Raw genomic sequence first — 25119 nt, forward strand, 5'->3', positions numbered from 1 at the left:
CGGTTACATTCCGAACCCGGAAGCTAAGCCTTACAGCGCCGATGGTACTGCAGGGGGGACCCTGTGGGAGAGTAGGACGCCGCCGAACAATCTTTGAGAAAACCCCCGCATCGGGCCGATGCGGGGGTTTTTTCGTGGCCGGGTACCGTAGCCCGTATGAACTACGTGATCCGGTCCGTGCGTCCGGAGGAGTGGCCGGCGGTGAAGGCGCTGCGGCTGCTCGCGCTGCAGGATCCGATTGCTCACCTCGCCTTCCTGGAGACGTACGAGGAGGCCGTTGCCCGGCCCGACTCCTATTGGCGGGAGCGGACGGCGCGGGCGGCCGAGGGGGCGTCGGACGTGCAGCAGATCGTCGCCGTAGCGCCGGACGGAGAATGGGTCGGGTCGCTGACCGTGCTGATCGAGGAGGCCGGGACGGAGGACTGGGCCGGCTGTCGGGTCGAGCGACGGCAGGCGCATGTCGTCGGTGTGTATGTGCGGCCCGAGTGCCGGGGGATCGGGCTCACCGAGGTGCTGTTCGACGCCGGGATCGAATGGGCGTGGGGGCGCGGGGTCGAGCGGGTGCGGCTCATCGTGCACGAGGACAACGGGCGGGCGCAGGCCTTCTACCGCCGGGCCGGGTTCGTGCCGAGCGGGGTGCTGGTGCCGCTCGGCGACGGGGACGAGCTGGAGTTGGAGTACGTGCTCGAGCGCTGACGCCCACGCGTCCGGGTCACACCGGGAGTTCGTCGTGCGGCCAGCGGCTGCGGGCCTGTTCGCGGGAGCGCAGGAGGGCCAGGGTGGGCATCCCCAGGTCGGTGCCCGAAGCCAGGAGGGCCGGAAGCAGGGGGAGCGGGGCCACGGCCGCGATGTCGTCCAGGACGAGGGTGAGTGGTGGGTCGAGGCGACCGGAGGATGACCGTTCGGCCATGCGCCGGCCGCGCTCGACCACGCTGGACGCGAGCGCGGTGAGCAGGGGCATCGCGCCCGGATTCGCCCGGGGGTCCTCGATGGACTCACCGACCATATAAAGCGTGCCCCCTTCGGCGACGAAGGAATCCAGGGCGAGCGCATCGGTTCGGTTGGGCGTGCAGGCCTCGCGGACGTTGACGGTGAACAGTGCGGACAGTGCACGGCCCGTCAGTTCGTGGGCCATGTCGCGGCGTTCGGGGTGAGCGGTGAGGGCCGCCTCCAGCTCCCCCGCGGCTCCCGGGGCCGCCTTGGGGTGGGTGCGGAGGGTGCGCACCGCCTCCTGGACCTGGGTGCCCTGGGCCCAGCGGTGGACGTGGCGGACGGTGCGGCCGTCGATGGCGGCGGCGTGGAGGTAACTGCGCAGCAGGGTCTCGGCGGTGTCGGCGAGGGCCTCGTCCAGCCGGGCGGTCGGGCGGACCGGGGCGAGGAGGGCGCCGGCGCGGGCGGTGGCCGTCCGCTTGTCCTCGCAGCCCGTGGTGGGGGACCAGTGCAGGCGGGACGGGGTGTCGCACAGGTGGGTGGGGTCGTAGAGGTGGACCGGGCCGAGCTTGGCGCGGGCGTCCTTCGTGTCCAGCCAGACGGCCGGGTTGGAGGTGAGGACGAGGGCGGGGCCCTCGGCGTCGCGGATGGCCTGGGCGGCCGTGGTGCGGCGGCTCTCGCGCGGAGAGACGACGAGGGCGTCCCGGCCGCCGGCCAGCGGGTCGCGTTCTCCGGCGAACCCGACGGTGACGGCCTCCGGCGCGGGAGCTGCGGGCTCGGTGGGGGCGGGGTGGTGGAGGCGCTTGTGCGGCTCCGGGGCCGTGCGGGGCGCCGGGACCTCGTCCAGGGGCGGCGGCATTGGCGGGGCGGCTGCCGGCGGCGTCCGGGTGGCGCGTCCGTGGCGTCGTACGGCCCTCCAGCGGGCCAGGGTGCCCATGACGAACACGGTCAGGACGAGGAGCACCATCAGCTGCCCTATGAACAGCCCCCAGAACAGGCCGTACCCGGAGAGGGCCGTCTCCGGGGTGTCCGGCCAGGCGCTGGCGATGTCGTGGGGCTCGGCGACGAGATGGCGCATGGCGAGCGGGGTGCGGGTGAAGGTCACGCCCTCGGGCCAGCCGCCGTGCGCGAACACGCCGGCCAGGCCCGTCGCCGTCCAGGCCAGGGTCGTCGCGCCGAGCAGGAACGCGAGGATGCCGATCAGCAGCCCGTCCGGGATGCCGCCCTGGCCCTCCCGCTGCCGGTCGTCCGGTCTCACGTCGTACGCCCTCCTCTACGCCACGGTCGACTCGGAGTCGCCGAGGTGCTGTTCCATGAAGGCCGCGGCCCGCTCCTCCGCCTCCCGTTCGGCGGCGCGCAGGGCGTCGTCCTCCTTGTAGTCGGCCGAGGACTCGGTCATCGCGCGGTCGGTGAAGACGAGGGGGCGCTCGGTCTCGGTGACCAGGTGTTTGACGACCTGGACATTGCCGTTGACGTCCCATACCGCGATGCCGGGAGTGAGCGTCGGGATGATCTCCACGGCCCAGCGGGGCAGACCGAGGACCCGGCCGGTGGCTCTGGCCTCGTCGGCCTTCTGGGCGTAGATCGTCCGTGTCGACGCCATCTTCAGGATCGCCGCCGCCTCCTTGGCAGCCGCCCCGTCGACCACGTCGGACAGGTGGTGGACGACCGCCACGAAGGACAGGCCCAGCCGGCGTCCGAACTTCAGCAGTCGCTGGAACAGCTGTGCGACGAACGGGCTGTTGATGATGTGCCAGGCTTCCTCGACCAGGAAGATGCGCTTCTTCCGGTCGGGACGGATCCAGGTGTGCTCCAGCCACACGCCGACGATCGCCATCAGGATCGGCATGGCGATGGAGTTGCGGTCGATGTGGGAGAGGTCGAAGACGATCAGCGGGGCGTCCAGGTCGATGCCGACCGTGGTCGGGCCGTCGAACATGCCGCGCAGGTCGCCGTCGACCAGCCGGTCCAGCACAAGCGCCACGTCCAGGCCCCACGCCCGTACGTCGTCTATGTCGACGTTCATCGCCTCGGCCGACTCCGGCTCGGGGTGCCGTAGCTGCTCGACGATGTCGGACAGGACGGGCTGGCGCTCGACGATCGTCTCGTTGACGTACGCGTGGGCGACCTTCAGGGCGAAGCCGGAGCGTTCGTCCAGGCCGTGGCCCATCGCGACCTCGATGATCGTGCGCAGCAGGGCGAGCTGGCCGGTCGTGGTGATCGACGGGTCGAGGGGGTTGAGCCGGATGCCGTGGTCCAGGGCGGCCATCGGGTCCAGCCGGATCGGCGTTATGCCCAGCTCCTGGGCGATGAGGTTCCACTCGCCGACGCCGTCCTCGCCCTGCGCGTCCAGGACGACGACCTGGCGGTCCTTGAAGCGGAGCTGACGCAGCACGTACGTCTTCTCCAGCGCCGACTTGCCGTTGCCGGACTCGCCGAGGACCAGCCAGTGGGGGGCGGGCAGCTGCTGGCCGTACAGCTGGAAGGGGTCGTAGATGTAGCCCTTGCCGGAGTACACCTCGCGGCCGATGATCACGCCGGAGTCGCCCAGGCCGGGCGCGGCGGTCGGGAGGTAGACCGCCTGTGCCTGGCCCGTGGAGGTGCGCACCGGGAGCCGGGTGGTCTCGACCTTCCCGAACAGGAAGGACGTGAAGGCCTCGGTGACGACGGACAGCGGGTCCCGCATCAGGGCATCAACCCCTACCTTCGGATTCCGGTGGCGAACGGGAGCGTGTTCACGAAGGCCCGGTGGTGCTCGCGGTCGCACCACTCCAGCTTCAGATACGACTTTCCGGCCGAGGCCCGGATGGTGCGCTTGTCGCGGGCCAGCGCCTCCGGGGAGCGGGAGGAGACGGTGATGTAGCCGACCAGGTTCACGCCGGCCGCGCCGCTGGCGAGGTCCTCGCCGCGCTGGTCGAGTCGGGAGTGGGCGGCGATGTCGCGCGGGTCGACGGTGCGGTTCATCTTGGCGGCGCGGGACGCCTCGGCCTCGTCGTTGGTCTTCTCGGTGAGCATGCGCTCGATGGCGACCTCGGTGGGTTCGAGGTCCATCGTGACGGCGACCGTGCGGATCACGTCGGGCGTGTGGACGAGGAGCGGGGCCAGGAAGTTGACGCCGACGGGGGTCATCGGCCACTCCTTCACCCAGGCGGTGGCGTGGCACCAGGGGGCGCGGGTGGAGGACTCGCGGGTCTTGGCCTGGAGGTACGTCGGCTCCATGGCGTCCAGCTCGGCCGGCCAGGCGTTGCGCTTGGTCATCGCCTGGATGTGGTCGATGGGGTGGTCCGGGTCGTACATGGAGTGGATCAGCGAGGCGAGCCGGCCCTGGCCGAGCGGCTGGCGCACGCGGATGTCGGCCTCCTGGAGCCGGGAGCAGATGTCGGTCAGCTCGCGGGCCATGACGACGGCGAGGCCGGCGTCGCGGTCGACCTTGCCGCCGCGGGGGCGGGCGGCGCGGGCCATGGCGACGGCCTCGGCGGCCAGCTCGCGGGTGTAGTGCATGCAGGCGACGAGGTAGGCGCGGTGCTGCTCGCTGCTGGTGGACACCATGGACTGCAGCTGGTCGTACGACTCCTGGAGCCAGACCGGGGCGCGGTCGTTGCCGCGGACGGCGACGTCCTTGGCGTGGGCGTCGGGGTCGGCGGGCAGGGTGCGGGCGAGCATCTGGATGCGGGTGACGAAACCGTCGCCGTTGGCCACGTGCTTGAGCAGGGTGCCGAAGCGGTCGACCAGGGCTTCCTGGTCCTCGGAGTCGCGCAGGCCGACGCCGGGGCCCTCGATCTCGATGGCGGCGGTGACGGTCTTGCGGTCGGCGTGCAGCAGGACGGCGATCTCGTCGGGGCCGAACGGCGCGGCGAGCCAGGTGATCCGGCCGATGCCCGGCGGGGGGCCGACCTCGATCTCCTGGCCGTCGAGCCGGGTGCCGGCCTCCATGGCGGTGGAGCGGTAGGTGGCGCCGCTGCGGACGGTGCGCTTGTAGCTGCGGTTGATCTCGAACCAGCGGTAGAACGTGCGGTGCTTGTACGGCACGTAGACCGCGGCCAGCGCGATCATCGGGAAGCCCATCAGCAGGGCGATGCGCAGGGTGAGAACCGGGACGAGGAGCCCGCACATCATCCCCAGGAACGCGCCCACGATGATCAGCGCGATCTCACCGGTCTCGCGGTTGCGGCCGATGATCGCGTTCGGCCGGGCGCGGCCGATGAGATACGTACGGCGGGGCGTGACCGGATGGGACAGATGGGACTCGGTCGTCAACGCCCTTCACCTCCCGTGCGGTTGGTACTGCTGTTGCGGGTGTTGCCGGCGTGCGGGGAGTTCACCGGGCTCGGGGAGCGCGGTGCGGGGGCGGCGGAGGGGACCGTGCCGCCGCCCGCGTTCGAGGCGCGCGAGCTGTGCGCGGCGACGCCGCCGGAGGCCTGGTTGGCGGGGCGGGGCGCGCCGCCGCCGTTGTTGTCGGCCCGGGTGCTGTGGGTCTTGATGCCCTGGGCGACGAGGGTGGCGGGGGAGCTGATGACGGCGGCGGCCTTGCCCTCGGCGCCCTGCATGATGCGGTTGTTGCGGGAGTTCGCGATCTCGTCGCCGAAGCCGGGGACGAAGCGGTAGATCATCGCGGACGCGAAGATGGCGAGCAGGATGATCGCGAGGCCGGAGACGACGGCGGAGAAGGCGTCGGGGCCGTCGTCTGCGGAGAGCGCGCCGGCGAGGCCGAGGACGATCACGATGACCGGCTTGACCAGGATGACGGCGATCATGATGCCGGCCCAGCGGCGGACGTGACCCCAGAGGTTCTTGTCGACCAGGCCCGCGTAGACGACGGTCCCGAGGAGGGCGCCGACGTAGAGCAGGGCGGCGCGGATGACCAGTTCCAGCCAGAGGACGCCGGCGGCGAGGATCGACACCAGCGACACGACGATCAGCATGATCGGGCCGCCGCCGATGTCGTCGCCCTTCTCCAGGGCGGCGGAGAAGTTGCCGAAGAAGGTGTCGGTCTGGTCGCCGGTGCTCTTGGCGAGGACCTCGCTGATGCCGTCGGTCGCCGAGACGACGGTGTAGAGGATCAGGGGGGTGAAGGCGGAGGCGAGGACGGTGAGCCAGAGGAAGCCGATGGCCTCGCCGATGGCGGTGCTCAGCGGCACGCCGCGGACGGCCCGCTTGGCCACGGCCAGCAGCCACAGCAGGAGCGTGAGCACGGTGGAGGCGGCGAAGACGACGGCGTACTGCTGGAGGAACGTGGGATTGGTGAAGTCGACGTCCGCGAAGTCGTCGACGGCCTTGGCGAGCTGGTCGACGGTCCAGGCGGCGGCGTCGGCGCAGCCCTGGGCGAGGGAGGAGAGGGGGTCGAGGGTGGAGGTGGGGTCGGTGAGGGTGCGGTTGTCGCCGTCTTTGGTGCGGGAGCCTCGTTCGCAGTACTTCTTGGCCTCTCCGACGATCAGGTCGCAGGGGTCGTTGCTCGCCCCGGGAGATGGGGATGGGCTGGGGGTGGGCGCCGCTACGGCCTTCGTGGCCAGCAGGACGACCGACGCCTGGACGGCGGCCAGGAATCCAGCGAGCTTGAGCACGCGGGGCGGGTTATCGGGCATACGTGAACCCTCCGTACTCCTGGATGGCCTTGCTGATCTCGTCGGACGTGGCGGCCTTCTCGTCGCCGGGGACAGGAGCGGGGCCGTCCTTCTGGGAATCGGCGGCGATCTTCCAGTCGTTGCCGGACCACCGCAGGTCGAAGGTCCAGGTCTTCCAGGTGGAGGTCACCGGATCGGTCGACTTCTCCCCGGACATGCCGATGAGCCCCATGTACCAGACCGAAACCTTGGCGCCGGCGTGGGTGTACTCCTCGACCGTGGTGCCTACGGGCGTCACGCGCGAGACGAACGTGTTTCCCTCGGGCGGGTTGCCCTCGGCGTCGAGCCCCAGGTTGGCGAGAAAACCGGAGGAGTAGGCCTTGTCCATCGGGCCCTTCAACTCCGCAGCAGCTTCCGGGGTGTACAGGGCGTCGAGCAGCGAGTGCCGACTGCCCGTGTTGAACATACTCGTCGAGCCGAGCGCCACCGCATAGTTCGCCGCCGCACTCTGCGCCCCCTGCTCGTCATGCGCGAACCCCGTCGGGATGCCCTCGCCTCCCGTGCCCACCGGACGTTCGCCCGTCGCTGCCGTGGCAGCCGGGGCCGGCTTGTCCGTGGCCGGGGTGTTCGTGGTCGTGTCGTCGTCGCCGCGGTTCGCGAAGGCGATCGCGGCGACGAGGAGGACGACCACGCCGACCACCGTGACCAGGCTGCGGGACGACGAACGGGCGGGTCGGCGTGGGTCGCCGCCCGTGTCCGGCAGGTGGGTGCGCGTGTGGCCCGATCCTCCGTAACCGCCGGAAGGTCCTGGCTCGTCCCCGAGACTCATGCCGCGTACGCCCCCTCGACGTTGTACGACGCGTGGAAGTACGACGGTAGCCGGGCCGGCTGCCGTGCGGGCGCGGTGTGGTGACTGGACATCAGGGAAACGCAACCTCAGCCGGTGGGGCACGACGGGCGGGTGGACGGGTGGGACCGGGCGCGCCCGGAGCGGGCTGGAGGCGGTTACACGGCCATGCCGTACACGATGGTGAAGAGGGTGCCGAGCGAGCCGATGATGAACACGCCCGTCAGCCCGGCGATGATGAGGCCCTTGCCCTGCTCGGCGCTGAACGTGTCCCGCAGGGCCGTCGCGCCGATCCGCTGTTTGGCGGCGCCCCAGATGGCGATCCCCAGGCAGATGAGGATGGCGACGGCCATCACCACCTCGATCATCACCTTGGCCTCGGTGCCCAGGCTGCCGAAGGGGCCCCAGTCCGGAGCGATCCCGCCGATGATGGTGTTGATGTCTCCCTCGTCGGCCGCAAAGAGCATGTAAGTCACCGCCCCTGTTGGGTAGTTCCGCAGTCCCCCTGCCGTGCGCAGAGGTCAGGCCTCATTCTCGCCGACAATGCCGCCGTCGTATGTCGACTTGACGTCATTGCGTGGCGGGTTTCGTACGAATACCTCACATCGTCACTCTGTGTATCACGGCAGGTTGCGCCGGGCAACGAGGTGGAAGCGGAACCTGCTGTGTGGTTCCGTCGTTGAGCCTTTTCTCGCTGCCGGGTAAAGGCTAGCCCCACCCTCTACACTGACGTGGGCGGACTCCCGGGCAGTGAGGGGCGGTTGACGGTGCGTAAGGCCTGGATCGTGGCGGGCGCCGCCCTCGGGGGCGGGGTCGCGTTCGTGATGGTGCTGGTCGTCGGGGTCTACGTCGTCGCGGGGAACGTGGCGGGCGGTGCGGGCGGAGCGAGCCGGACGCTGGCCAAGGGGTCGGTGCCGGCGGCGTACCAGACGCTCGTGCAGCGGTGGGGGAATCTGTGCCCGGCCATCAACCCCGCGCTGCTCGCCGCGCAGCTGTACCAGGAGAGCGGCTTCAACCCGCGGGCCCAGAGCCCGGCGCAGGCTCAGGGGATCGCTCAGTTCATTCCCGGGACCTGGGCCACGCACGGCGTCGACGGCGACGGCGACGGCGACCGCGACGTGTGGGACCCGAAGGACGCCATTCCGTCGGCGGCGTCCTACGACTGCGAGCTGGCGAAGTACGTCAAGGACGTCCCCGGCGATCCCACGCACAACATGCTCGCGGCGTACAACGCGGGCGCGTACGCGGTGATCAGGTACGGGGGCGTGCCGCCGTACCGGGAGACGCAGAACTACGTCAAGACGATCACGACGCTCCAGGAGAGCTTCGCCGCTCCCGTCGGGCGGGTGGACCCGTCCGAGCAGGCCGCCGGGGCGATCCACTTCGCGCAGAAGAAGCTGGGGACCCCGTATCTGTGGGGCGGCAACGGCACGCCCGAGCACGGCGGGCGGTTCGACTGCTCCGGGCTGACCAAGGCGGCGTACGAGAGTGTGGGGATCACGCTGCCGCGTGTCGCCAACGATCAGTACAACGCCGGGCCGCATCCCTCGCGCGAGGAGCTGCTGCCGGGGGACCTGGTGTTCTTCTCTGACGATCTGACCAACTCCCGGGCCATCCGGCACGTGGGGATCTACGTCGGCGGCGGGTACATGATCGACGCGCCGCGGACGGGTGCGGTGATCCGGTTCACGCCCATCGACACCCCGGACTACTTCGGGGCCACGCGGGTCACCGAAGATGGCGCAAAAGCGCTCCCCGCGAGGGTGTGAAATCGCCCTTCACCGATCGTGAACCACAGCCCTGAGCTGCGACGATGTATCTCTCTTCGATAACGTCTGCGTGATCATTCCGTGGAATGCGGAACGCGGGGACCGTGGTCGTGCGTTCCTGGTGACGTAGCCGAGTGAACGGGCCGACGAGCGCGGCTCCACGAGGACCACGGGGGTGGCGGACGGCACACGCAGACGTGTGCCGGCGAGACGACGACGAAGGGGCCGCTGCACCATGGCTGGACTCGCGCAATCCGGGTCGAACCCCGACGTCGAGTTGCTGTACGACATCAACGGCCTGGCCAAGGACGCGCCGGGCTGGTTCGACCGGGTCGTGGCCCATGTCGGCGAGTACGGGCTGCTGGTCGCGCTGGTGCTGCTGGTGCTGGGCTGCTGGTGGACCGTGCGGCGGCGGGGCGGTGAGGAGGCGGCCGGGTCCGTGGCCGCGCTGGTCTGGGCGCCGCTGGCCGCGGGCGTCGCGGTGCTGGTGAACGTGCCGATACGCGGGTTCGTCGAGCGGCCCCGGCCCTTCCGGAGTCATCACGGGCTCGACGTGCTGATCGGCGGGAAGACCGACTTCTCCTTCGTCAGCGACCACGCGACCATCGCCATGGCCCTCGGGGTCGGACTCTTCGTCGCCCACCGGACGTTCGGGCTCGTCGGCATAGGCCTGGCCCTGCTCGAAGGGTTCTGCCGGGTCTACATGGGCGTGCACTACCCGACGGACGTGATCGGCGGCTTCGCCCTCGGCACGGCGGTCGCGCTGCTGCTCTCGCCGCTCGCCATGGCGCTGCTCACGCCGGTCGCCAAGGCGGTCGAGCGGTCACCGCGGGCGGGGCGGCTGATCCGCCGGCGTTCGTCCGTGGCGAGCCGGGAGGCCCGGATCCCGGGGGCGCGCACGGAGGCCGCGGGGCCGGAGGAGAGGGACTTGGCCGCCTGACGGTCGCCCAGGAGCGTGCCTGCCTCGCCCGTTGCGGAGGGCTTCCGGTCCGGTGGTCGGGCGGGGTGGCCTCTGCTTCGAGTGGCGGTCCGCTGGTCGGGCGGGGCGGCTTCCCGGACCGGGTGGCGGTCCGGTCGCAGGCCGGCGCGGTGACCGGGTCGGGCCGGTGGTGCGACGGCGGCTGTCCGGGTACCCGTGCGGCGGTTTACGGCGGTTTTGGTTGCGGGGCCCCAGGGCGGCTGGTCCGCTTGGGGGCGGAGGTTCGGTCGCAGGCTGTAGGGGCGGAAATCCGTCACCCGGTTCCGGTTGGGCCAGGCGGTAGGTGATCCGGCCGGGCGGGCCTTGGACCGGAACCTCTGCGTGCTCTCCCCGTAAGCATTCCGTGACCTAACCACACCGACCACAGGGGTTCACCCTCCGTTCACTTACGGCCATAGGTGGCTTCACCTGATCTGCCTAATTTCGGCCTTACCTGATGACGAGCGCAATTCCCGTTGCGTCCGCGTCGACCAGACCTCGCACGCCGCCGGATTCAGGACGGCGGCTCCTGGAAGGAACTCCCGAAAGTGAAGCTTCAGCGCATGAACCGGCGGGCCCTCACCCTCGGTGCTCTCGCCGTCTCCGGCGCCCTGGCCCTCACGGCGTGCGGCTCGGACGACACCGGCGCCAAGGACGGGGAGTCGTCGTCGGCGAGCGCCGCCGCCCCCGGCTCCATCAAGTGTGACGGCGCCACCGGCCAGCTGCTGGCCGACGGCTCGTCCGCGCAGAAGAACGCGATCGACGCCTGGGTCAAGCAGTTCACCGCTGCCTGCAAGGGCGTGCAGATCAACTACAAGGGCAGCGGCTCCGGCGCCGGCATCACCGCCTTCACGCAGGGCCAGGTCGCCTTCGCCGGCTCCGACTCCGCGCTGGACGAGGAAGAGATCGCCGCCTCCAAGGAGGTCTGCAAGGGCGGTCAGGGCATCGACCTCCCCATGGTCGGCGGCCCGATCGCGCTGGCGTACAACATCCCGGGTGTCGACAACCTGGTGCTGGACGCCCCCACCATCGCGAAGATCTTCGACAGCAAGATCACCAAGTGGAACGACGCCGCGATCAAGAAGCTCAACCCCGACGTCGAGCTGCCCGACCTCAAGATCCAGGCGTTCCACCGCTCGGACGAGTCCGGCACCACGGACAACTTCACCAAGTACCTGATCGCCACCACCCCCGAGAACTGGAAGTACGAGGGCGGTAAGGCCTGGCAGGCGAAGGGCGGCCAGTCGGCGTCCGGCTCCTCCGGTGTCGCCCAGCAGGTCTCCCAGGTCTCCGGCGCCATCAGCTACATGGAGCTGTCCTACGCCGAGGGCATGGGCGTCGTCGCCATCGACACGGGTGCCGCCGAGCCGGTGAAGGCCTCCACCGACTCCGCCACCGCCGCCATCGCGGACGCCAAGGTCGTCGGCCAGGGCCAGGACCTCGCGCTCGAGATCAACTACAAGACCAAGGCCGAGGGCGCGTACCCGATCACCCTGGTCACCTACGAGATCGTCTGCGACAAGGGCAACAAGGCGGACACGCTGCCCACCACGAAGGCGTTCCTCAACTACATCGCCAGCGAGGAGGGCCAGGGCCTGCTCGCCGACGCCGGCTACGCCCCGATCCCCGACGAGATCATCGCCAAGGTCCGCACCACCATCCAGGGCCTGAGCTGACCTGAGTGTGCGGCCCCGGTCCCGCTCCCACCGCAGGGGACCGGGGCCGCACACCGTCCGGTGCACCGCCGCCAGGAGCCGTACGCCACGTCCGGCTCCGCAGACCGGAGAACCCGATGGACATAACCACACAGCACACCGACACACCTCCTCCCCTGCCAACGCCGAGCGTGGCCGAGCAGAAGGCCGCCGCGCGCGGCGCCACCCGGCCCGGTGACAAGATCTTCCTCGCCCTGTCCCGCGGGTCGGGCATCCTGCTGCTGGCCGTCATGGCCGCGATCGCCGTCTTCCTGACGTACCGGGCGACCCTCGCCATCAGCGAGAACGAGGGCAACTTCCTCACCACCTTCGAGTGGGAGACGCGCAGCCAGCCGCCGGTCTTCGGCATCGCCGTGCTGGCCTTCGGCACCGTGGTCTCCTCGATCATCGCCATGGCCATCGCCGTCCCCGTCTCGGTGGCCATCGCCCTGTTCCTGACCCACTACGCCCCGCGCAAGCTGGGCGGTCCGATCGCCTACGTGATCGACCTGCTCGCCGCCGTGCCGTCCATCGTGTACGGCCTGTGGGGCGCGCTGATCCTCGTGCCGCAGATGGACGGGCTGTTCTCCTGGCTCGACGAGTACTTCGGCTGGACCGGCATCTTCTCGTGGGAAGAGGGCCCGGCGCGCTCGATGCTCACCGTCGGCATCCTGCTCGCGATCATGATCCTGCCGATCATCACCAACGTGAGCCGCGAGGTCTTCCGCCAGGTCCCGCAGATGCACGAGGAGGCGGCCCTGGCCCTCGGCGCCACGCGCTGGGAGGTCATCCGCATGGCGGTGCTGCCCTTCGGCCGCTCCGGCGTGATCTCCGCCTCGATGCTCGGTCTCGGCCGCGCGCTCGGCGAGACGATGGCCGTCGCCACCGTGCTCTCGCCCAGCTTCGACATCCAGGTCAGCCTGCTCGACGCGGGCGGCGGCACCTTCGCCCAGAACATCGCCGCCAAGTTCGGTGAGGCGGACGAGTTCGGCCGCGACGCGCTGATCGCCTCCGGTCTCGTCCTGTTCGTCATCACCCTGCTGGTCAACGGTGCGGCCCGCGCGATCATCGCCCGCCGCAAGGAGTACTCGGGGGCCAACGCATGAGCCACGTCCTCACCGACAAGCGCCCCAGCTCGCTGCGCGGCGCCACCCTGCCGAAGTGGGCGCCGTACGCGATCGCCGCCGGCTCGGTCGCCGTCGGGATCGGCATCGGACTCGCCGCCGGGCTGCACAGCCGGGTGCAGTGGGGTCTGATCGCCGCGATCCTGTACGTGCTCGGCACGTTCGCCATCGCCACCTCCGTCGAGGGCAAGCGGCAGGCCAAGGACCGCGTCGCCACCTCGCTGGTCTGGGTCTCCTTCCTGATCGCCGTCGTCCCGCTCGCCTCCCTCGTGTGGGCGACCGTCGAGCGCGGCACGAAGGTCCTCGACGTCTACTTCCTCACCCACTCGATGGGCGTCGTCGGTGACCGCGAGGTCGGCGGCGGCATCTACCACGCCATCATCGGCAGCCTCGAGCAGGTCGGCCTCGCCACCCTGATCGCCGCGCCGATCGGTGTGCTCACCGCGATCTACCTGGTCGAGTACGGGCGCGGTCACCTCGCCCGTGCGGTCACCTTCTTCGTCGACGTCATGACGGGCATCCCGTCGATCGTCGCGGGTCTGTTCATCCTCTCGATCATGCTGATGTTCGAGATGCAGCCCTTCGGCTTCGCCGGGTCGCTGGCGCTGGCGATCCTGATGATGCCGGTCGTGGTGCGCTCCACGGAGGAGATGCTCAAGCTCGTCCCGAACGAGCTGCGCGAGGCGTCCCTGGCGCTGGGCGTGCCCAAGTGGCGCACGATCCTGAAGATCGTCCTGCCCACCGCGATCGGCGGCATCACCACCGGCATCATGCTGTCGGTCGCCCGTATCGCCGGTGAGACCGCTCCCGTGCTGCTGTTGGTCTTCGGCAACCCGTTCATCAACAACAACCCGTTCGAAGGCGCTCAGGCCTCGCTGCCGCTGTACATCTACCAGCAGTACCAGCAGAGCGCGGGCGCGGAGCCGGCGTTCGACCGTGCCTGGGCGGCGTCCCTGACGCTGATCGCCTTCGTGATGATCCTGAACCTGCTGGCCCGCGGCATCGCGCGCTGGAAGGCTCCGAAGACCGGTCGCTGACGCGGCCATCTCAGCGACCGAATTTCCGAAAGAAGCAGTGATTTCCATGGCCAAGCGCATTGATGTCAGCGGCCTCAGCGCCTACTACGGTTCGTTCCGCGCCATCGAGGACATCTCGATGACGATCGAGCCCCGCTCCGTGACGGCCTTCATCGGCCCGTCCGGCTGCGGCAAGTCCACCTTCCTGCGGACCCTCAACCGCATGCACGAGGTCACCCCCGGTGGCCGGGTCGAGGGCAAGGTCATGCTCGACGACGAGAACCTGTACGGCGCCGGGATCGACCCGGTGTCCGTGCGGCGTGAGGTCGGCATGGTCTTCCAGCGGCCGAACCCGTTCCCGACGATGTCCGTGTACGACAACGTCGCCGCGGGTCTGAAGCTCCTCGGGTCGAAGAAGAAGTCCGAGCTGGACGACATCGTCGAGAAGTCGCTCAAGGGCGCGAACCTCTGGAACGAGGTCAAGGACCGGCTGAACAAGCCCGGCTCCGGGCTCTCCGGCGGTCAGCAGCAGCGGCTGTGCATCGCCCGGGCGATCGCCGTGGAGCCGAACGTCCTGCTCATGGACGAGCCGTGCTCCGCGCTCGACCCGATCTCGACGCTCGCCATCGAGGACCTCATCGGCGAGCTGAAGGAGCGGTTCACGATCGTCATCGTGACGCACAACATGCAGCAGGCGGCGCGTGTCTCCGACCGGACCGCCTTCTTCAACCTGGCCGCCGTGGGGCAGCCGGGCAAGCTCATCGAGATCGACGACACGGAGCGGATCTTCTCCAACCCGTCCGTCCAGGCGACCGAGGACTACATCTCGGGCCGGTTCGGCTGATCGATACGGACTCCTCGCGGTGCTGCATGGCGGTGCCACCGCGAGGTCGAAAAGGGCCCGCCCCTGGCTCCCGGGGGCGGGCCCCCGTCATGTCCGGGGGGCTTCGGTGCGGGCGGGGCGGGGCGGGGCGGGATGGTGTGGTGTGGGGTGGGGTGGGGGTGGTGTGGTGGCGTGGCTGCGTCGTCGCCGGGTTCGCTGGTGGGGGGTCCGCCGTGTCGGGGTGCGGGTGCGGCTTACTGCCTGCGGCGGCCTGTCGGGGTGGGCTCTCGGTTGCGGTGGCGCTGTCGCCTGGTGCCTCGTCGGGGCCGGGCCGGGGGTGTCCGTCCTCGGAACGGCGCGGAATCGGTCTGTCGCAAGAGGTACCCGTGTTGACGCGCCAACCGCTGCGGGCGGACACCCCCGGCCCGTCCCCTTCCCGCCGTACGCGGCCCACCCGCCATCGTGGCTGCGGGAAGGCTGGGTGGGGGGTGCGTCGTACGCGGCCTACCCGCCATCGTGGCTGCGGGAAGGCTGGGTGGGGGGTGCGTCGTACGCGGCCTACCCGCCATCGTGGCTGCGGGAAGGCTGGGTGGGGGGTGCGTCGTACGCGGCCCACCCGCCATCGTGGCTGCGGGAAGGCTAGGTGGGGGTGCGTCGTACGCGGCCTACCCGCCATCGTGGCTGCGGGAAGGCCGGGTGTGTGGCGGCGCCGTGTGCGGCTTTCCGCCGTACGCGGGTGCGTTCCGGCTGCCGGGACGGCGCCCTCGCTACAGGAACGCCAGGTGTACGACGCCGAATGCGGCCGCCGCCACCAGGCCCGCGGCCGGCATCGTGATGAACCAGCCCAGGACGATGGCCTTGGCCACGCCCCAGCGGACGGCGTTCAGGCGCTTCGTCGCGCCCACGCCCATGATCGCCGAGGTGATGACGTGGGTCGTGGAGATGGGGGCCTTGAAGAGGAACGCCGTGGTGAACATGATCGACGCGCCCGTCGTCTCGGCGGCGAAGCCCTGCGGGGGGTCGAGTTCGATGATCTTGCGGCCCAGGGTGCGCATGATGCGCCAGCCGCCCGCGTAGGTGCCCAGGGAGAGCATGACGGCGCAGGCGATCTTCACCCAGATGGGGATGGGGTCGCCGTAGTCCTCCACGTCGGCGATGACCAGGGCCATGACGACGATGCCCATCGTCTTCTGGGCGTCCTGGAGGCCGTGGCCGAGGGCCATGCCGGCGGCGGAGACCGTCTGGGCGATGCGGAAGCCGCGCTTGGCCTTGTGCGGGTTGGAGCGGCGGAAGATCCACATGATGGCCGTCATCACCAGGTAGCCGGCGAGGAGGCCGACGATCGGGGAGACGAACATGGGGATGATGACCTTCTGGAAGACGCCGTGCCAGTAGACCTGGGTGCCGCCCGCCAGCGCCGCGCCGACCATGCCGCCGAACAGGGCGTGGGAGGACGAGGAGGGCAGGCCGAAGTACCAGGTGATGAGGTTCCAGGTGATCGCGCCGAGGAGCGCGGCGAAGAGGATGCCCATGCCCGTCGAGCCCTCGGGGGTCTCGATCAGGCCCTCGCTGACCGTTTTGGCCACGCCGCTGCCGAGGAAGGCGCCGATCAGGTTCATGACGGCGGCCATGGCGAGGGCGGCGCGGGGGGTCAGGGCGCGGGTCGACACGGAGGTGGCGATCGCGTTGGCCGAGTCGTGGAAGCCGTTGGTGTAGGTGAAGAACAGGGCGACCATGATGGTCACGACCAGGGCGAAGGTGTCCATGTACGGGTCAGGACTCCTTGACGGCGATGGTCTCCACCGTGTTCGCCACGTGCTCGAAGGCGTCGGCCGCCTCTTCCAGGACGTCCACGATCTGCTTGAGCTTGAGGACCTCGATCGCGTCGTACTTGCCGTTGAAGAGGTGGGCGAGGAGCTTGCGGTGGATCTGGTCGGCCTGGTTCTCCAGGCGGTTGACCTCGATCCAGTACTCGGTGAGGTTGTCCAGGGTGCGCAGGTGCGGCATGGCCTCGGCCGTCAGCTCGGCCGCGCGGGCCAGGACCTCGATCTGCTGTTCGACGCCCTTGGGCAGTTCCTCGATGTTGTAGAGGACGACGAGGTCGACGGCCTCTTCCATGAAGTCCATGATGTCGTCGAGGGAGGACGCGAGGGTGTAGATGTCCTCGCGGTCGAAGGGCGTGATGAACGAGGAGTTCAACTGGTGGAAGATCGCGTGCGTGGCGTCGTCACCGGCGTGTTCGGCTGCCCGCATACGCTCTGCGATCTCGGCCCGGGCGGAAGCGTCCGCCCCGAGCAGTTCCATCAGGAGTTTCGAGCCCGTGACGATGTTGTCCGCGGATGCGGCGAACATGTCATAGAAGCTCGTCTCCCTGGGGGTCAGACGAAAGCGCACGTGGGGTCCTCGGGGTGCTTCGGTTTCGGTCAGGCTGATGCTAGGCGCATCATCCGGCCACGGCTAAGGGGCCGTCGTCCAGTGTCGCCCATGAAATTCCGCGTTCGGCACGGGGTCGGGTTCCGGACAGTGGCCAAGAGGGCTATACCCAGGAAAGTTCGCTACCATATACCCTCTGGGGGTATATGTCTGGAGGGTGCGATGACTGCCATCGAGGCCGGAGCGGAGGCCGCGGACCAGGCGGTGCACGGGTATCACAAGCAGAAGGACGAGCATCTGAAGCGGCTGCGGCGGATCGAGGGGCAGATCCGAGGGCTGCAGCGGATGGTCGAAGAGGATGTCTACTGTATTGACATACTCACCCAGGTGTCCGCTTCGACCAAGGCTCTGCAGTCCTTCGCGCTGCAGCTTCTGGAGGAGCATCTGCGGCACTGCGTCGCGGACGCCGCGGTCAAGGGCGGGGACGAGGTCGACGCGAAGGTGGAAGAGGCCACCAAGGCCATCGGGCGGCTGCTGCGGACCTGAGCGGTCAGGGCCGGGGGCGGTCGCGTTCCTCGGCCACGCGGAGGACCTCGTCGATGCTCTCCAGGCTGAGGCGGTCCTTCGCGGCGGAGGCGGCGATGATCAGCTCGCCGCACAGTTCTATCTCGGCGAGGGCCACGTGGTCCTGAACTGCCGTACCGCCGACCGGAGCCACGTGCGTCACCTCATCCCTGCCGTCACCGGCCTCCTAGAGTAGGGAGCGGCCCGCGCACCGCGCATGGCACGGACGGGCTAGTTCCAGCCGGTCACTTCTCGGCGATGCGGCCCGCGTAGATGTGCTCGGAGGGCGGCAGCGTCACGTCGGCCGGAGCGCCGAAGTCGTAGAGGAACGTGGTGGAGGAGACCGCCACGCTGTTTCTGCTGCTGCCGTTGACGAAACTGAAGCGGTGTTCCAGCTTGCGGATGCGGCCCTCGGTGTCGAGGAAGACGTCGAAGGGGACCTCGGCCGTGGCGAACCCTTTCGCCGCCGCCGTCAGCGGGGCACGGCCGTCCGTGGAGGCGTGCTTCGCCGCGCGGGAGAGGTTCGCCGTGCCCCGGTAGTGGCGCACTTCCGTGCCGTCGAGCCTGGTGGTGCCGACGTAGGTCGCGGTGTGGGTGCCGCGCAGCACCTCCGCCGCGGTGAACGGGTCGGTGGCCCCGCCGGTGACCAGATTGCCGTCGGACAGGGTGGCCGTGTCGACGCGGACCCATTTGTCCGCCGGGACGCCCGCGCCGCGGTTCTTCATGAACAGGGCGCCGGGGGTGAGCAGCTCGGTGATCGGGCGGTGCGCGGTGCCCGCCGGGTCCTGCGGGAGCAGCAGCGTGAGCCGGCCGCGCCGCTGGGCGAAGTCGTAGACGCCCTCGCCGTGGATGGTCACACGGGTGCCGCCGGTGGCCATCTCCATCGATGTGCGGGCCCGGGAGCTGCCGGCCTCCTCGAGGGCGTCGGCGGCCCGGTGCAGGGTGCGCACCGGGTCGGCGGGGCGGGCGTCGTCCGCCGCCGCGCCGGTGTTCTGGCAGCCGGAGCCGCCGAGGCACAGGCAGGCGATCAGTCCCGCCGTGAGGACCGTTCCGCCCGCCCTGCCGTGCTGCCGCTCCGCCATCGCCTGCCTACCCCCAGCCGTCCGTCCGTCTCGGGCCCCCTTCGTGTCGGTTAACGACCGGTAGGTTGCACCGTCACGCGCGGGGCGGGGGGCACGGGGATCCTGTTGTTCACCTGGGGTGGGTAACGTTGTCGGCGTGACGCAGCAGGAGCGTTTCGTCCCGGGTGGGGAACAGGTGGAGCACCGGACCACCATGGTCGAGCAGGGGTCGTTCTGCATCGCGCGGTGCAGCTGTGGATGGCGGGGGCCCGCCCGCCGGGCGCGCAGTCAGGCGCGCACCGACGCGGCCGGGCACGCGGGGAGTCCCGACTAGCGGCTCGGGTGGCGCCGCGCCGTCAGGAGTTCGTCCACCAGTTCGCGGTCGCGCGGCTGGGTGAGGCGGTCGCGGGCCGCCGCGGGCGGCAGCCACAGGATGCGGTCCACCTCCGAGTTCGGGGTGAAGCCGCCGGAGACCGCCTCGGCCGCCCAGTAGCGCACCTGTTTGGGCCGGCCGCCCGTGAGGTAGTGGACCGTGGGCAGCTCGGGGCCGGGCGCCGCGGTGTAGCCGGTCTCCTCCTCGACCTCCCGCAGCGCCCCGGCCAGCGCGTCCTCGCCGGGGTTCAGCTTGCCCTTGGGGTGGGACCAGTCGTCGTACTTCGGACGGTGGACCACGCACAGCTCCAGCCCGCCGTCGGCGGGGGAGCGGCGCCACAGCACGCAGCCCGCCGCCAGTACGGGCTGCTCCTCGTCGGTCATGGGTTCGGTCACCGTCCTTTCGCCGCGGTCAGGGCGTGCCCACCGTCTGCTTCTGCCACGACTGCTGGAACGCGAACCGCGCCGCCTCCACCTCGTGCCGCTGGTCGGCGTGCAGGACGCCGAGGGCGTATGCCGTCGCGGGGGCGATGCGCGGGGTGCGGGCCGCCGCTGCCGCCGCCGCTGCCGCCTCGGAGGCGTCGCGGTGCCGGTTGAGGGCCTGCCCCGCCGCCAGCAGGCGCACGTCGACGGGCGCGTCCTGCCCCTCGATCACCTCGCGGGCGTAGCGGTGCAGGCGCAGCAGCAGCCGGACCTGGTGCCAGGGCGCGTCCTGCGGATGCGGGGCCGCCTCCGGGGACAGCCCGTGGATCAGGGCCTCGGCGTTGTACGGGTTGCCCGCGGTGACCAGCGGCAGCGCGGCGACCGCGTCGGTGAGCCGCTCCTCGGCCGCCGCGGCGTGCGGGCCCAGGTCGGCGGTGACCGCGGCCGGGGTGAGCGGCACCTCGCTGGCCAGTAAGGCGACCTTGTCGGCGACGGCGTGGAAGCGGCTGGAGCCGAGCGCCTGGAGGGCGCTGGAGTGGGCGCGTGTCCGGGCCAGGGTCAGCTGGCGCTCCAGCAGCGCGCCCGCCTTCGCGGCGCCCACGGTGAGGTTGCCGCGCTCCGGTGCGGTCGCCGTCCGAGCCGCGGGAGCGGTCTCCTCGGCCACGGCCACCCGGGTCCGGCCGGACGCGGGCAGCGTGGCCTGCGCCGGGAAGGGCGCCGAGCCCGACAGCCGGTGCAGCGCCTGCAGCAGGCGTTCCAGCCGGGCCGCGCACGCGTGCTCCAGGGCCAGCGTGCCGGACAGCCAGGCCAGTTCGGGGCGCATGCCCTCGGCCCAGTCGGCGTCCAGCAGCGGCCGGAAGGTGTGCAGGCTGGCGCTGATCCGGCGGGCCGAGCGGCGCAGTGCGCGCGCCGCGTCGACCGTCTCGTCCGTGCCGTTGTGGTGGGCGGCCCCGCCGCCCCCGGTCTCCCGGTGCTGGCGCAGGGCGCGGAGGAACTCCGTCGCCTGCGCCCGCAGATAGCCCGCCAGGGCCTCACCGGTCACCGGGCCCGCCAGGGGGTCGGTGGGGTCAAGGTGTTGCTGTGCCACGCCGGCGCCTCCGGGCGTCTATGAGCATCTCCTGGATGTTCCGCAGGGGCCCGCCGTCCCCGTCCACCGCGTGCCGGGTCCATTCGCCGTCCGGGCCCAGGTGCCAGGAGGCAGTGGAGTCCGACATGCCGGTCTCCAGAAGCCGGTTGAGCGTGGCGCGGTGCGCCGGGTCCACGACGCGGACGAGGGCCTCGATGCGGCGGTCGAGGTTGCGGTGCATCATGTCGGCGCTGCCGATCCACACTTCCGGTTCGCCGCCGTTGCAGAAGGCGAACACGCGGGAGTGTTCGAGGAAGCGGCCGAGTATCGAGCGGACCCGTATGTTCTCCGACAGGCCGGTCACGCCGGGACGCACCGCGCAGATGCCGCGCACCCAGACGTCAATGGCCACGCCCGCCTGGGACGCCCGGTACAGGGCGTCGATGATCGCCTCGTCCACCATCGAGTTGACCTTGATGCGGACGTAGGCGGGGCGGCCGGAGCGGTGGTGCTGGATCTCCCTGTCGATGCGTGAGATCAGGCCGTCGCGCAGGGACTTGGGGGCGACCAGCAGCCGGCGGTAGGTCTCCCGGCGGGAGTAGCCGGAGAGCCGGTTGAACAGGTCGGACAGGTCGGCGCCCACCTGCGGGTCGGCGGTGAGCAGGCCGAGGTCCTCGTACAGGCGGGCCGTCTTGGGGTGGTAGTTGCCGGTGCCGACGTGGCTGTAGCGCCGTAGCGTGTCGCCCTCCTGACGGACCACCAGCGACAGCTTGCAGTGCGTCTTCAGGCCGACCAGGCCGTAGACGACGTGGCAGCCGGCCTCCTCCAGCTTGCGCGCCCACTTGATGTTGGCGTGCTCGTCGAAGCGGGCCTTGATCTCCACCAGGACGAGGACCTGCTTGCCGGACTCGGCGGCGTCGATCAGCGCGTCCACGATGGGGGAGTCGCCCGAGGTCCGGTACAGGGTCTGCTTGATGGCGAGGACGTCCGGGTCGGCCGCGGCCTGCTCCAGGAACGCCTGCACGGAGGTGGAGAAGGAGTCGTAGGGGTGGTGCAGCAGCACGTCCCGGGTGCGCAGGGCGGCGAAGATGTCGGGCGCGGAGGCCGACTCGACCTCGGCGAGGTCGCGGTGGGTGCCGGCGACGAACTTCTGGTACTTCAGCTCAGGCCGGTCCAGGCCGTGGATGCGGAAGAGGCCGGTGAGGTCCAGGGGGCCGGGCAGCGGGTACACCTCGGCCTCGGTGATCTTCAGCTCCCGCACCAGCAGGTCGAGCACCTCGCGGTCGATGGACTCCTCGACCTCCAGCCGCACCGGCGGCCCGAAGCGGCGGCGCATCAGCTCCTTCTCCAGGGCCTGGAGGAGGTTCTCGGCGTCGTCCTCCTCCACCTCCAGGTCCTCGTTGCGGGTGATGCGGAAGGCGTGGTGCTCCAGCACCTCCATGCCCGGGAACAGCTCCTCCAGGTGCGCGGCGATGACGTCCTCGATGGGGACGTACCGGCCCGGGGAGCTCTCCAGGAAGCGGGAGAGCAGCGGGGGGACCTTGACGCGGGCGAAGTGCCGGTGGCCGCTGACGGGGTTGCGCACCACCACGGCCAGGTTGAGGGAGAGGCCGGAGATGTACGGGAAGGGGTGCGCCGGGTCGACGGCGAGGGGGGTGAGGACGGGGAAGATCTGGTGCCGGAACAGGGTGAACAGGCGGGCCTGCTCCTTGTCCGTCAGCTCGCTCCAGCGGACCAGGTTGATGCCCTCGTCGGCGAGGGCGGGGGCGACGTCCTCGTGGAAGCAGGCGGCGTGCCGGGCCATCAGCTCGCGGGAGCGGGCCCAGATCATCTCCAGCACCTGGGTGGGCTGGAGGCCGGAGGCGGAGCGGGTGGCGACGCCGGTGGCGATGCGGCGCTTGAGTCCGGCCACCCGGACCATGAAGAACTCGTCCAGGTTGCTGGCGAAGATCGCCAGGAAGTTGGCGCGCTCCAGCAGGGGCGTGTTGGGGTCCTCGGCGAGCTCCAGGACACGCTCGTTGAACGCGAGCCAGCTGCGCTCCCGGTCCAGGAACCGGCCCTGCGGCAGCGGCTCGCCGGGGTGGTCGGCCTCCTCGTACGCGTCGAGGTCGGCGTCGATGTCCGGTTCGAGGTCGGAGACGGTGGCCGAGACCGTGTGCGGGCGGTGGGCGGCTATGGAGCCCACGGAGGGCTGGTGGTGCTGGACCTTCGTGGCGTCTGCCTCGGCGTTCTGGCTCATGGCTCCATTGTTCCGCGCCGGGAGCGATACAGGCGCGTCGGAGCGGGCGGGCGGGAGCACGGCGGCTCCGTTCCACTCGGCGCCCTCGGTGGGGGGCCGCGAAGGCTCGGGCACGGCGGGAGTCATTGGCCGAGCGTCGCAAGCCAGTCTGAATCAATGGTTACGGCGACATGACGTGCGGGATAGCGGGGCACGGCCCGCCGGGGTTGCCGGTGAGCGGCAAATCAGCCGGTACGGCGGCGGAGCAGGCGGAAGGCGGCGGGCGGGGGCAGGGCGCGGGGCGGCGGGGAGGGGCGTGTCATGGGGGCGGAAATGGCCGGACCGGAGGGGGCCGCCTCCCCGCCGCCGCCGTCGTCAGGCACGGCCGCCCGTGGCGCGGTGCAGCAAAAGGAGCGCCGCCGTCAGGGCCAGGACGATTCCCCGCCGGCAACGCTGAGCTGCGGGTGCTGGGGCTTGCCCTGGGCGGCGTACACGAGGCGCTCGCGGGCCGCCGCCGGGGTCGTGCCGAGCACGGTGACGGCGCCCTCGGTGCGCCGTCGGTGGGGGGCGAGCGGGGTGGACTTCCCGGCGCCGTTCGGGCCGACCAGGGCGCGGACGCGGGCGGCGGGGAGGGCGAAGGCTCAGCCGCCCAGGGCGGGGCGCCGGCCGCGCCGGCCCAATCTCCTGCCCAGGTCAGCCGCATCGAGGGCGGTGTCGGTCATGCCGGGTCCCCCTGGAAGCGCTCGTCCAGTACGGAGGTGAAGAGTGCGGTCACGTCGTCCCGGTCCAGGCCGGCCTGCCGGGCGCGGTCGGCCCAGGCCCGCAGGTCGGTGTGCAGCGCCTCGCGCAGCGGGGAGTCCGCGGCGGCGGCGGCGCCCAGCGTTCTGCGGACGAAGGTGCCGAGGCCGCGGCGGGCCTCGACCAGGCCCTCGCGTTCCAGTTCGCGGTAGGCCTTCAGCACGGTGTTCGGGTTGACGGCGGTGGCCTCCACGACCTCGCGGGCCGTGGGCAGCTTGTCGCCGGGTTGCAGCAGACCGAGGCGCAGGGCCTGTTTGGTCTGCTGGACGATCTGCACGTAGGTGGCGACGCCGCTGCGCCGGTCGATGCGGTACGCGACCACCCGGACCACCACGCTTTCACTAATCAAGTAGTGAAAGGGTGGTGCAAGGAAGGGGCGGCGTCAAGATCGCCGCCCCCTCGTCCGTCGCCGGCCACCCGCTTCCGACGGGTGTACGGGGACTTGTCTCACGTCCCGCCGCGGTGCCTCACGTCCCGCCGCGGTGCCTCACGTCCCGCCGCGGTGCCTCACGTCTCGCTGCGGTACATCAGGTCCGTCTCGTACGTCCGGAACCCGAGCCGCTCGTACACCGCCACCGCCGCCTTGTTGTCCGCGTCGACGTACAGCATCGCCGTCGGCAGCGTCTGGGCGGCGAGATGGCGCAGCCCGATCGTGGTGAGGGCCTTGCCGAGGCCGAGCCCCTGCGCGGCGGGCGCGACCCCGACGACGTACACCTCGCCGAGCTGCTCCTCGGCGTGCACCTTCGTCCAGTGGAAGCCGATGAGTTCGCCGTCGCGGAAGGCGAGGAAGAAGCCGGCCGGGTCGAACCACGGCTGGGCCTTGCGGTCGTCCAGGTCCCGCTGGGTCAGCGAGCCCTGCTCCGGGTGGTGCGCGAAGGCCGCGGCGTTGACGGCGAGCCACTCGGCGTCGTCCTGCCCGGCCACGAAGGTGCGGACGGTCACGCCCTCGGGCAGCACCGGCTCCGGCAGGTCGAGGCCGGTCAGCGGGCGGCGCATCTGGCGCAGTTCGCGGAAGAGGGTGAGGCCGAGGACCTGGGCGAGGTGCCGGGCGGCGGAGTGGCCGCCGTGCGCCCACACCCGCAGCCGCTTGCCGGTGGCCGCCAGCAGGGCGGCGCCCAGGGCGCGTCCGTGCCCGTGCCCGCGGTGCGCGGGGTGGACGACCAGCTCGGCGGCGGGCGCCTCGACCGGGTCGGTGTCCTCCAGCTGGGCGTACCCGACGAGTTCGCCGTCCTCGGAGAGCAGCAGGTGGGAGACGCCCTCGCGCTCGCCGCCGCTCAGCTGGAGCCGGCCCTGTTCGGACACCGCCTGCCGGCCGTCGGCGCGCGCTGCCTCGGCGAGCAGTCCGAGAACCGCCTCGATCTGCTCCGGGGAAAGGGCGGTGAGGGTCTGGAGTGAGCGGGCATGGCCCGGCCGTGCGATGTCGTCGCTGGTCATGTGATCGAGGGTAAAGGGCAGGGGGTGCGGCGCGGGGGCAAAGGGAAACCATGATGTAACCCGGATACCCCTGTCGCGCTACGCGCGT

24 protein-coding genes, 1 rRNA gene and 1 pseudogene are annotated in these 25119 nt (G+C 70.9%); 10 read left to right on the plus strand and 16 right to left on the minus strand.

Annotation, left to right across the window (positions count from 1 at the left end):
• Both rrf and ACZ6KF_RS21235 read left to right on the plus strand, forming a co-directional pair.
• Positions 1 to 88, plus strand: a 5S ribosomal RNA gene (gene rrf / locus ACZ6KF_RS21230); the annotation flags it as partial.
• A gap of 68 nt (positions 89 to 156) precedes the next feature.
• A complete protein-coding gene (locus ACZ6KF_RS21235; RefSeq protein ID WP_469160566.1) occupies positions 157 to 696 on the plus strand; it encodes a GNAT family N-acetyltransferase in 540 nt (179 codons plus the stop codon).
• A gap of 16 nt (positions 697 to 712) precedes the next feature.
• Here ACZ6KF_RS21235 and ACZ6KF_RS21240 read toward each other — a convergent pair whose 3' ends face one another.
• From ACZ6KF_RS21240 to ACZ6KF_RS21265, 6 genes are all read right to left on the minus strand, one after another.
• Positions 713 to 2188: a type VI secretion protein gene (locus tag ACZ6KF_RS21240; protein ID WP_469239628.1), complete on the minus strand. Its 1476-nt coding sequence runs from the start codon at positions 2186 to 2188 to the stop codon at positions 713 to 715.
• A gap of 15 nt (positions 2189 to 2203) precedes the next feature.
• Positions 2204 to 3616 (minus strand): ATP-binding protein, encoded by a 1413-nt coding sequence (locus ACZ6KF_RS21245; RefSeq protein ID WP_356635403.1) that lies wholly within the window; start codon positions 3614 to 3616, stop codon positions 2204 to 2206.
• A 14-nt stretch (positions 3617 to 3630) separates the two neighbouring features.
• Positions 3631 to 5187 carry an SCO6880 family protein gene (locus ACZ6KF_RS21250; protein WP_469239630.1) on the minus strand — a complete coding sequence of 519 codons (1557 nt, stop codon included), beginning with the start codon at positions 5185 to 5187 and terminating at the stop codon, positions 3631 to 3633.
• Entirely contained in the window at positions 5184 to 6512 is a 1329-nt protein-coding gene (locus ACZ6KF_RS21255; protein WP_469160568.1) for a hypothetical protein, read from the minus strand. Before ACZ6KF_RS21255 ends, ACZ6KF_RS21250 begins: the two co-directional genes overlap by 4 nt.
• Positions 6502 to 7320 carry a DUF8175 domain-containg protein gene (locus ACZ6KF_RS21260; RefSeq protein ID WP_469160569.1) on the minus strand — a complete coding sequence of 273 codons (819 nt, stop codon included), beginning with the start codon at positions 7318 to 7320 and terminating at the stop codon, positions 6502 to 6504. The genes ACZ6KF_RS21255 and ACZ6KF_RS21260 overlap by 11 nt, the downstream gene beginning before the upstream one ends.
• A 176-nt stretch (positions 7321 to 7496) precedes the next feature.
• Complete coding sequence (locus ACZ6KF_RS21265) at positions 7497 to 7805, minus strand: hypothetical protein (protein WP_356635412.1); 309 nt, start codon at positions 7803 to 7805, stop codon at positions 7497 to 7499.
• Positions 7806 to 8099: 294 nt separating this feature from the next.
• Here ACZ6KF_RS21265 and ACZ6KF_RS21270 point away from each other — a divergent pair, with 294 nt between their 5' ends.
• From ACZ6KF_RS21270 to pstB, 6 genes are all read left to right on the plus strand, one after another.
• Complete coding sequence (locus ACZ6KF_RS21270) at positions 8100 to 9107, plus strand: C40 family peptidase (RefSeq protein WP_469239632.1); 1008 nt, start codon at positions 8100 to 8102, stop codon at positions 9105 to 9107.
• 235 nt (positions 9108 to 9342) lie between these two features.
• Complete coding sequence (locus ACZ6KF_RS21275; RefSeq protein ID WP_469178173.1) at positions 9343 to 10047, plus strand: phosphatase PAP2 family protein; 705 nt, start codon at positions 9343 to 9345, stop codon at positions 10045 to 10047.
• Between the two features lie 566 nt (positions 10048 to 10613).
• A complete protein-coding gene (pstS, locus tag ACZ6KF_RS21280) occupies positions 10614 to 11741 on the plus strand; it encodes a phosphate ABC transporter substrate-binding protein PstS (RefSeq protein WP_356635418.1) in 1128 nt (375 codons plus the stop codon).
• 116 nt (positions 11742 to 11857) lie between these two features.
• Positions 11858 to 12865 (plus strand): phosphate ABC transporter permease subunit PstC, encoded by a 1008-nt coding sequence (pstC, locus tag ACZ6KF_RS21285; protein WP_356635420.1) that lies wholly within the window; start codon positions 11858 to 11860, stop codon positions 12863 to 12865.
• Positions 12862 to 13920 carry a phosphate ABC transporter permease PstA gene (gene pstA / locus ACZ6KF_RS21290; RefSeq protein ID WP_356635422.1) on the plus strand — a complete coding sequence of 353 codons (1059 nt, stop codon included), beginning with the start codon at positions 12862 to 12864 and terminating at the stop codon, positions 13918 to 13920. Before pstC ends, pstA begins: the two co-directional genes overlap by 4 nt.
• A 46-nt stretch (positions 13921 to 13966) precedes the next feature.
• A complete protein-coding gene (gene pstB, locus ACZ6KF_RS21295) occupies positions 13967 to 14743 on the plus strand; it encodes a phosphate ABC transporter ATP-binding protein PstB (RefSeq protein WP_356635424.1) in 777 nt (258 codons plus the stop codon).
• A gap of 746 nt (positions 14744 to 15489) precedes the next feature.
• Here the strand turns inward: pstB and ACZ6KF_RS21300 are convergent.
• Both ACZ6KF_RS21300 and ACZ6KF_RS21305 read right to left on the minus strand, forming a co-directional pair.
• Entirely contained in the window at positions 15490 to 16488 is a 999-nt protein-coding gene (locus tag ACZ6KF_RS21300; RefSeq protein WP_469239634.1) for an inorganic phosphate transporter, read from the minus strand.
• A gap of 7 nt (positions 16489 to 16495) precedes the next feature.
• Positions 16496 to 17116 (minus strand): DUF47 domain-containing protein, encoded by a 621-nt coding sequence (locus ACZ6KF_RS21305; RefSeq protein ID WP_141313930.1) that lies wholly within the window; start codon positions 17114 to 17116, stop codon positions 16496 to 16498.
• A gap of 201 nt (positions 17117 to 17317) precedes the next feature.
• Between ACZ6KF_RS21305 and ACZ6KF_RS21310 the strand changes: the two genes are divergently transcribed.
• Complete coding sequence (locus ACZ6KF_RS21310) at positions 17318 to 17641, plus strand: metal-sensitive transcriptional regulator (protein ID WP_356635429.1); 324 nt, start codon at positions 17318 to 17320, stop codon at positions 17639 to 17641.
• A 4-nt stretch (positions 17642 to 17645) separates the two neighbouring features.
• Here ACZ6KF_RS21310 and ACZ6KF_RS21315 read toward each other — a convergent pair whose 3' ends face one another.
• Positions 17646 to 17822, minus strand: a complete 177-nt coding sequence (locus ACZ6KF_RS21315; protein WP_356635431.1) for a hypothetical protein — start codon at positions 17820 to 17822, stop codon at positions 17646 to 17648.
• 82 nt (positions 17823 to 17904) lie between these two features.
• Positions 17905 to 18741, minus strand: a complete 837-nt coding sequence (locus ACZ6KF_RS21320; RefSeq protein ID WP_356635433.1) for an SCO4651 family lipoprotein — start codon at positions 18739 to 18741, stop codon at positions 17905 to 17907.
• A 136-nt stretch (positions 18742 to 18877) separates the two neighbouring features.
• Here ACZ6KF_RS21320 and ACZ6KF_RS21325 point away from each other — a divergent pair, with 136 nt between their 5' ends.
• Positions 18878 to 19054, plus strand: coding sequence for a hypothetical protein (locus tag ACZ6KF_RS21325; RefSeq protein ID WP_356635435.1), 177 nt, complete (start codon positions 18878 to 18880; stop codon positions 19052 to 19054).
• Here the strand turns inward: ACZ6KF_RS21325 and ACZ6KF_RS21330 are convergent.
• The 6 genes and pseudogenes from ACZ6KF_RS21330 to mshD all read right to left on the minus strand — a co-directional run bounded on the left by ACZ6KF_RS21330 (position 19051) and on the right by mshD (position 25031).
• Positions 19051 to 19476 (minus strand): NUDIX hydrolase, encoded by a 426-nt coding sequence (locus ACZ6KF_RS21330; protein WP_356635437.1) that lies wholly within the window; start codon positions 19474 to 19476, stop codon positions 19051 to 19053. The genes ACZ6KF_RS21325 and ACZ6KF_RS21330 overlap by 4 nt on opposite strands.
• Positions 19477 to 19504: 28 nt before the next feature.
• Entirely contained in the window at positions 19505 to 20602 is a 1098-nt protein-coding gene (locus ACZ6KF_RS21335) for a CHAD domain-containing protein (RefSeq protein WP_356635439.1), read from the minus strand.
• Positions 20583 to 22946: an RNA degradosome polyphosphate kinase gene (locus ACZ6KF_RS21340; RefSeq protein WP_356635441.1), complete on the minus strand. Its 2364-nt coding sequence runs from the start codon at positions 22944 to 22946 to the stop codon at positions 20583 to 20585. The genes ACZ6KF_RS21335 and ACZ6KF_RS21340 overlap by 20 nt, the downstream gene beginning before the upstream one ends.
• A gap of 275 nt (positions 22947 to 23221) precedes the next feature.
• A pseudogene (locus tag ACZ6KF_RS21345) lies at positions 23222 to 23425 on the minus strand (hypothetical protein); the annotation flags it as partial.
• Positions 23426 to 23517: 92 nt separating this feature from the next.
• Positions 23518 to 23919 (minus strand): GntR family transcriptional regulator, encoded by a 402-nt coding sequence (locus tag ACZ6KF_RS21350; RefSeq protein WP_469239771.1) that lies wholly within the window; start codon positions 23917 to 23919, stop codon positions 23518 to 23520.
• Positions 23920 to 24104: 185 nt separating this feature from the next.
• Complete coding sequence (gene mshD / locus ACZ6KF_RS21355) at positions 24105 to 25031, minus strand: mycothiol synthase (protein ID WP_356635443.1); 927 nt, start codon at positions 25029 to 25031, stop codon at positions 24105 to 24107.
• Positions 25032 to 25119 lie beyond the last annotated feature (88 nt).

The sequence above is a fragment of the Streptomyces sp. NPDC046379 genome (assembly GCF_055587785.1).

Excerpts from the sequence above, each read along its gene's own strand:
- ACZ6KF_RS21255 (WP_469160568.1), bottom strand. The coding sequence starts at position 6,512 with ATGCCCGATAACCCGCCCCGCGTGCTCAAGCTCGCTGGATTCCTGGCC.
- ACZ6KF_RS21245 (WP_356635403.1), bottom strand. The coding sequence starts at position 3,616 with ATGCGGGACCCGCTGTCCGTCGTCACCGAGGCCTTCACGTCCTTCCTG.
- ACZ6KF_RS21320 (WP_356635433.1), bottom strand. The coding sequence starts at position 18,741 with ATGGCGGAGCGGCAGCACGGCAGGGCGGGCGGAACGGTCCTCACGGCG.
- ACZ6KF_RS21275 (WP_469178173.1), top strand. The coding sequence starts at position 9,343 with ATGGCTGGACTCGCGCAATCCGGGTCGAACCCCGACGTCGAGTTGCTG.
- ACZ6KF_RS21260 (WP_469160569.1), bottom strand. The coding sequence starts at position 7,320 with ATGAGTCTCGGGGACGAGCCAGGACCTTCCGGCGGTTACGGAGGATCG.
- mshD (WP_356635443.1), bottom strand. The coding sequence starts at position 25,031 with ATGACCAGCGACGACATCGCACGGCCGGGCCATGCCCGCTCACTCCAG.
- ACZ6KF_RS21330 (WP_356635437.1), bottom strand. The coding sequence starts at position 19,476 with ATGACCGACGAGGAGCAGCCCGTACTGGCGGCGGGCTGCGTGCTGTGG.
- pstB (WP_356635424.1), top strand. The coding sequence starts at position 13,967 with ATGGCCAAGCGCATTGATGTCAGCGGCCTCAGCGCCTACTACGGTTCG.
- pstA (WP_356635422.1), top strand. The coding sequence starts at position 12,862 with ATGAGCCACGTCCTCACCGACAAGCGCCCCAGCTCGCTGCGCGGCGCC.
- ACZ6KF_RS21310 (WP_356635429.1), top strand. The coding sequence starts at position 17,318 with ATGACTGCCATCGAGGCCGGAGCGGAGGCCGCGGACCAGGCGGTGCAC.
- ACZ6KF_RS21265 (WP_356635412.1), bottom strand. The coding sequence starts at position 7,805 with ATGCTCTTTGCGGCCGACGAGGGAGACATCAACACCATCATCGGCGGG.
- ACZ6KF_RS21340 (WP_356635441.1), bottom strand. The coding sequence starts at position 22,946 with ATGACTCCCGCCGTGCCCGAGCCTTCGCGGCCCCCCACCGAGGGCGCC.
- ACZ6KF_RS21300 (WP_469239634.1), bottom strand. The coding sequence starts at position 16,488 with ATGGACACCTTCGCCCTGGTCGTGACCATCATGGTCGCCCTGTTCTTC.
- pstC (WP_356635420.1), top strand. The coding sequence starts at position 11,858 with ATGGACATAACCACACAGCACACCGACACACCTCCTCCCCTGCCAACG.
- ACZ6KF_RS21235 (WP_469160566.1), top strand. The coding sequence starts at position 157 with ATGAACTACGTGATCCGGTCCGTGCGTCCGGAGGAGTGGCCGGCGGTG.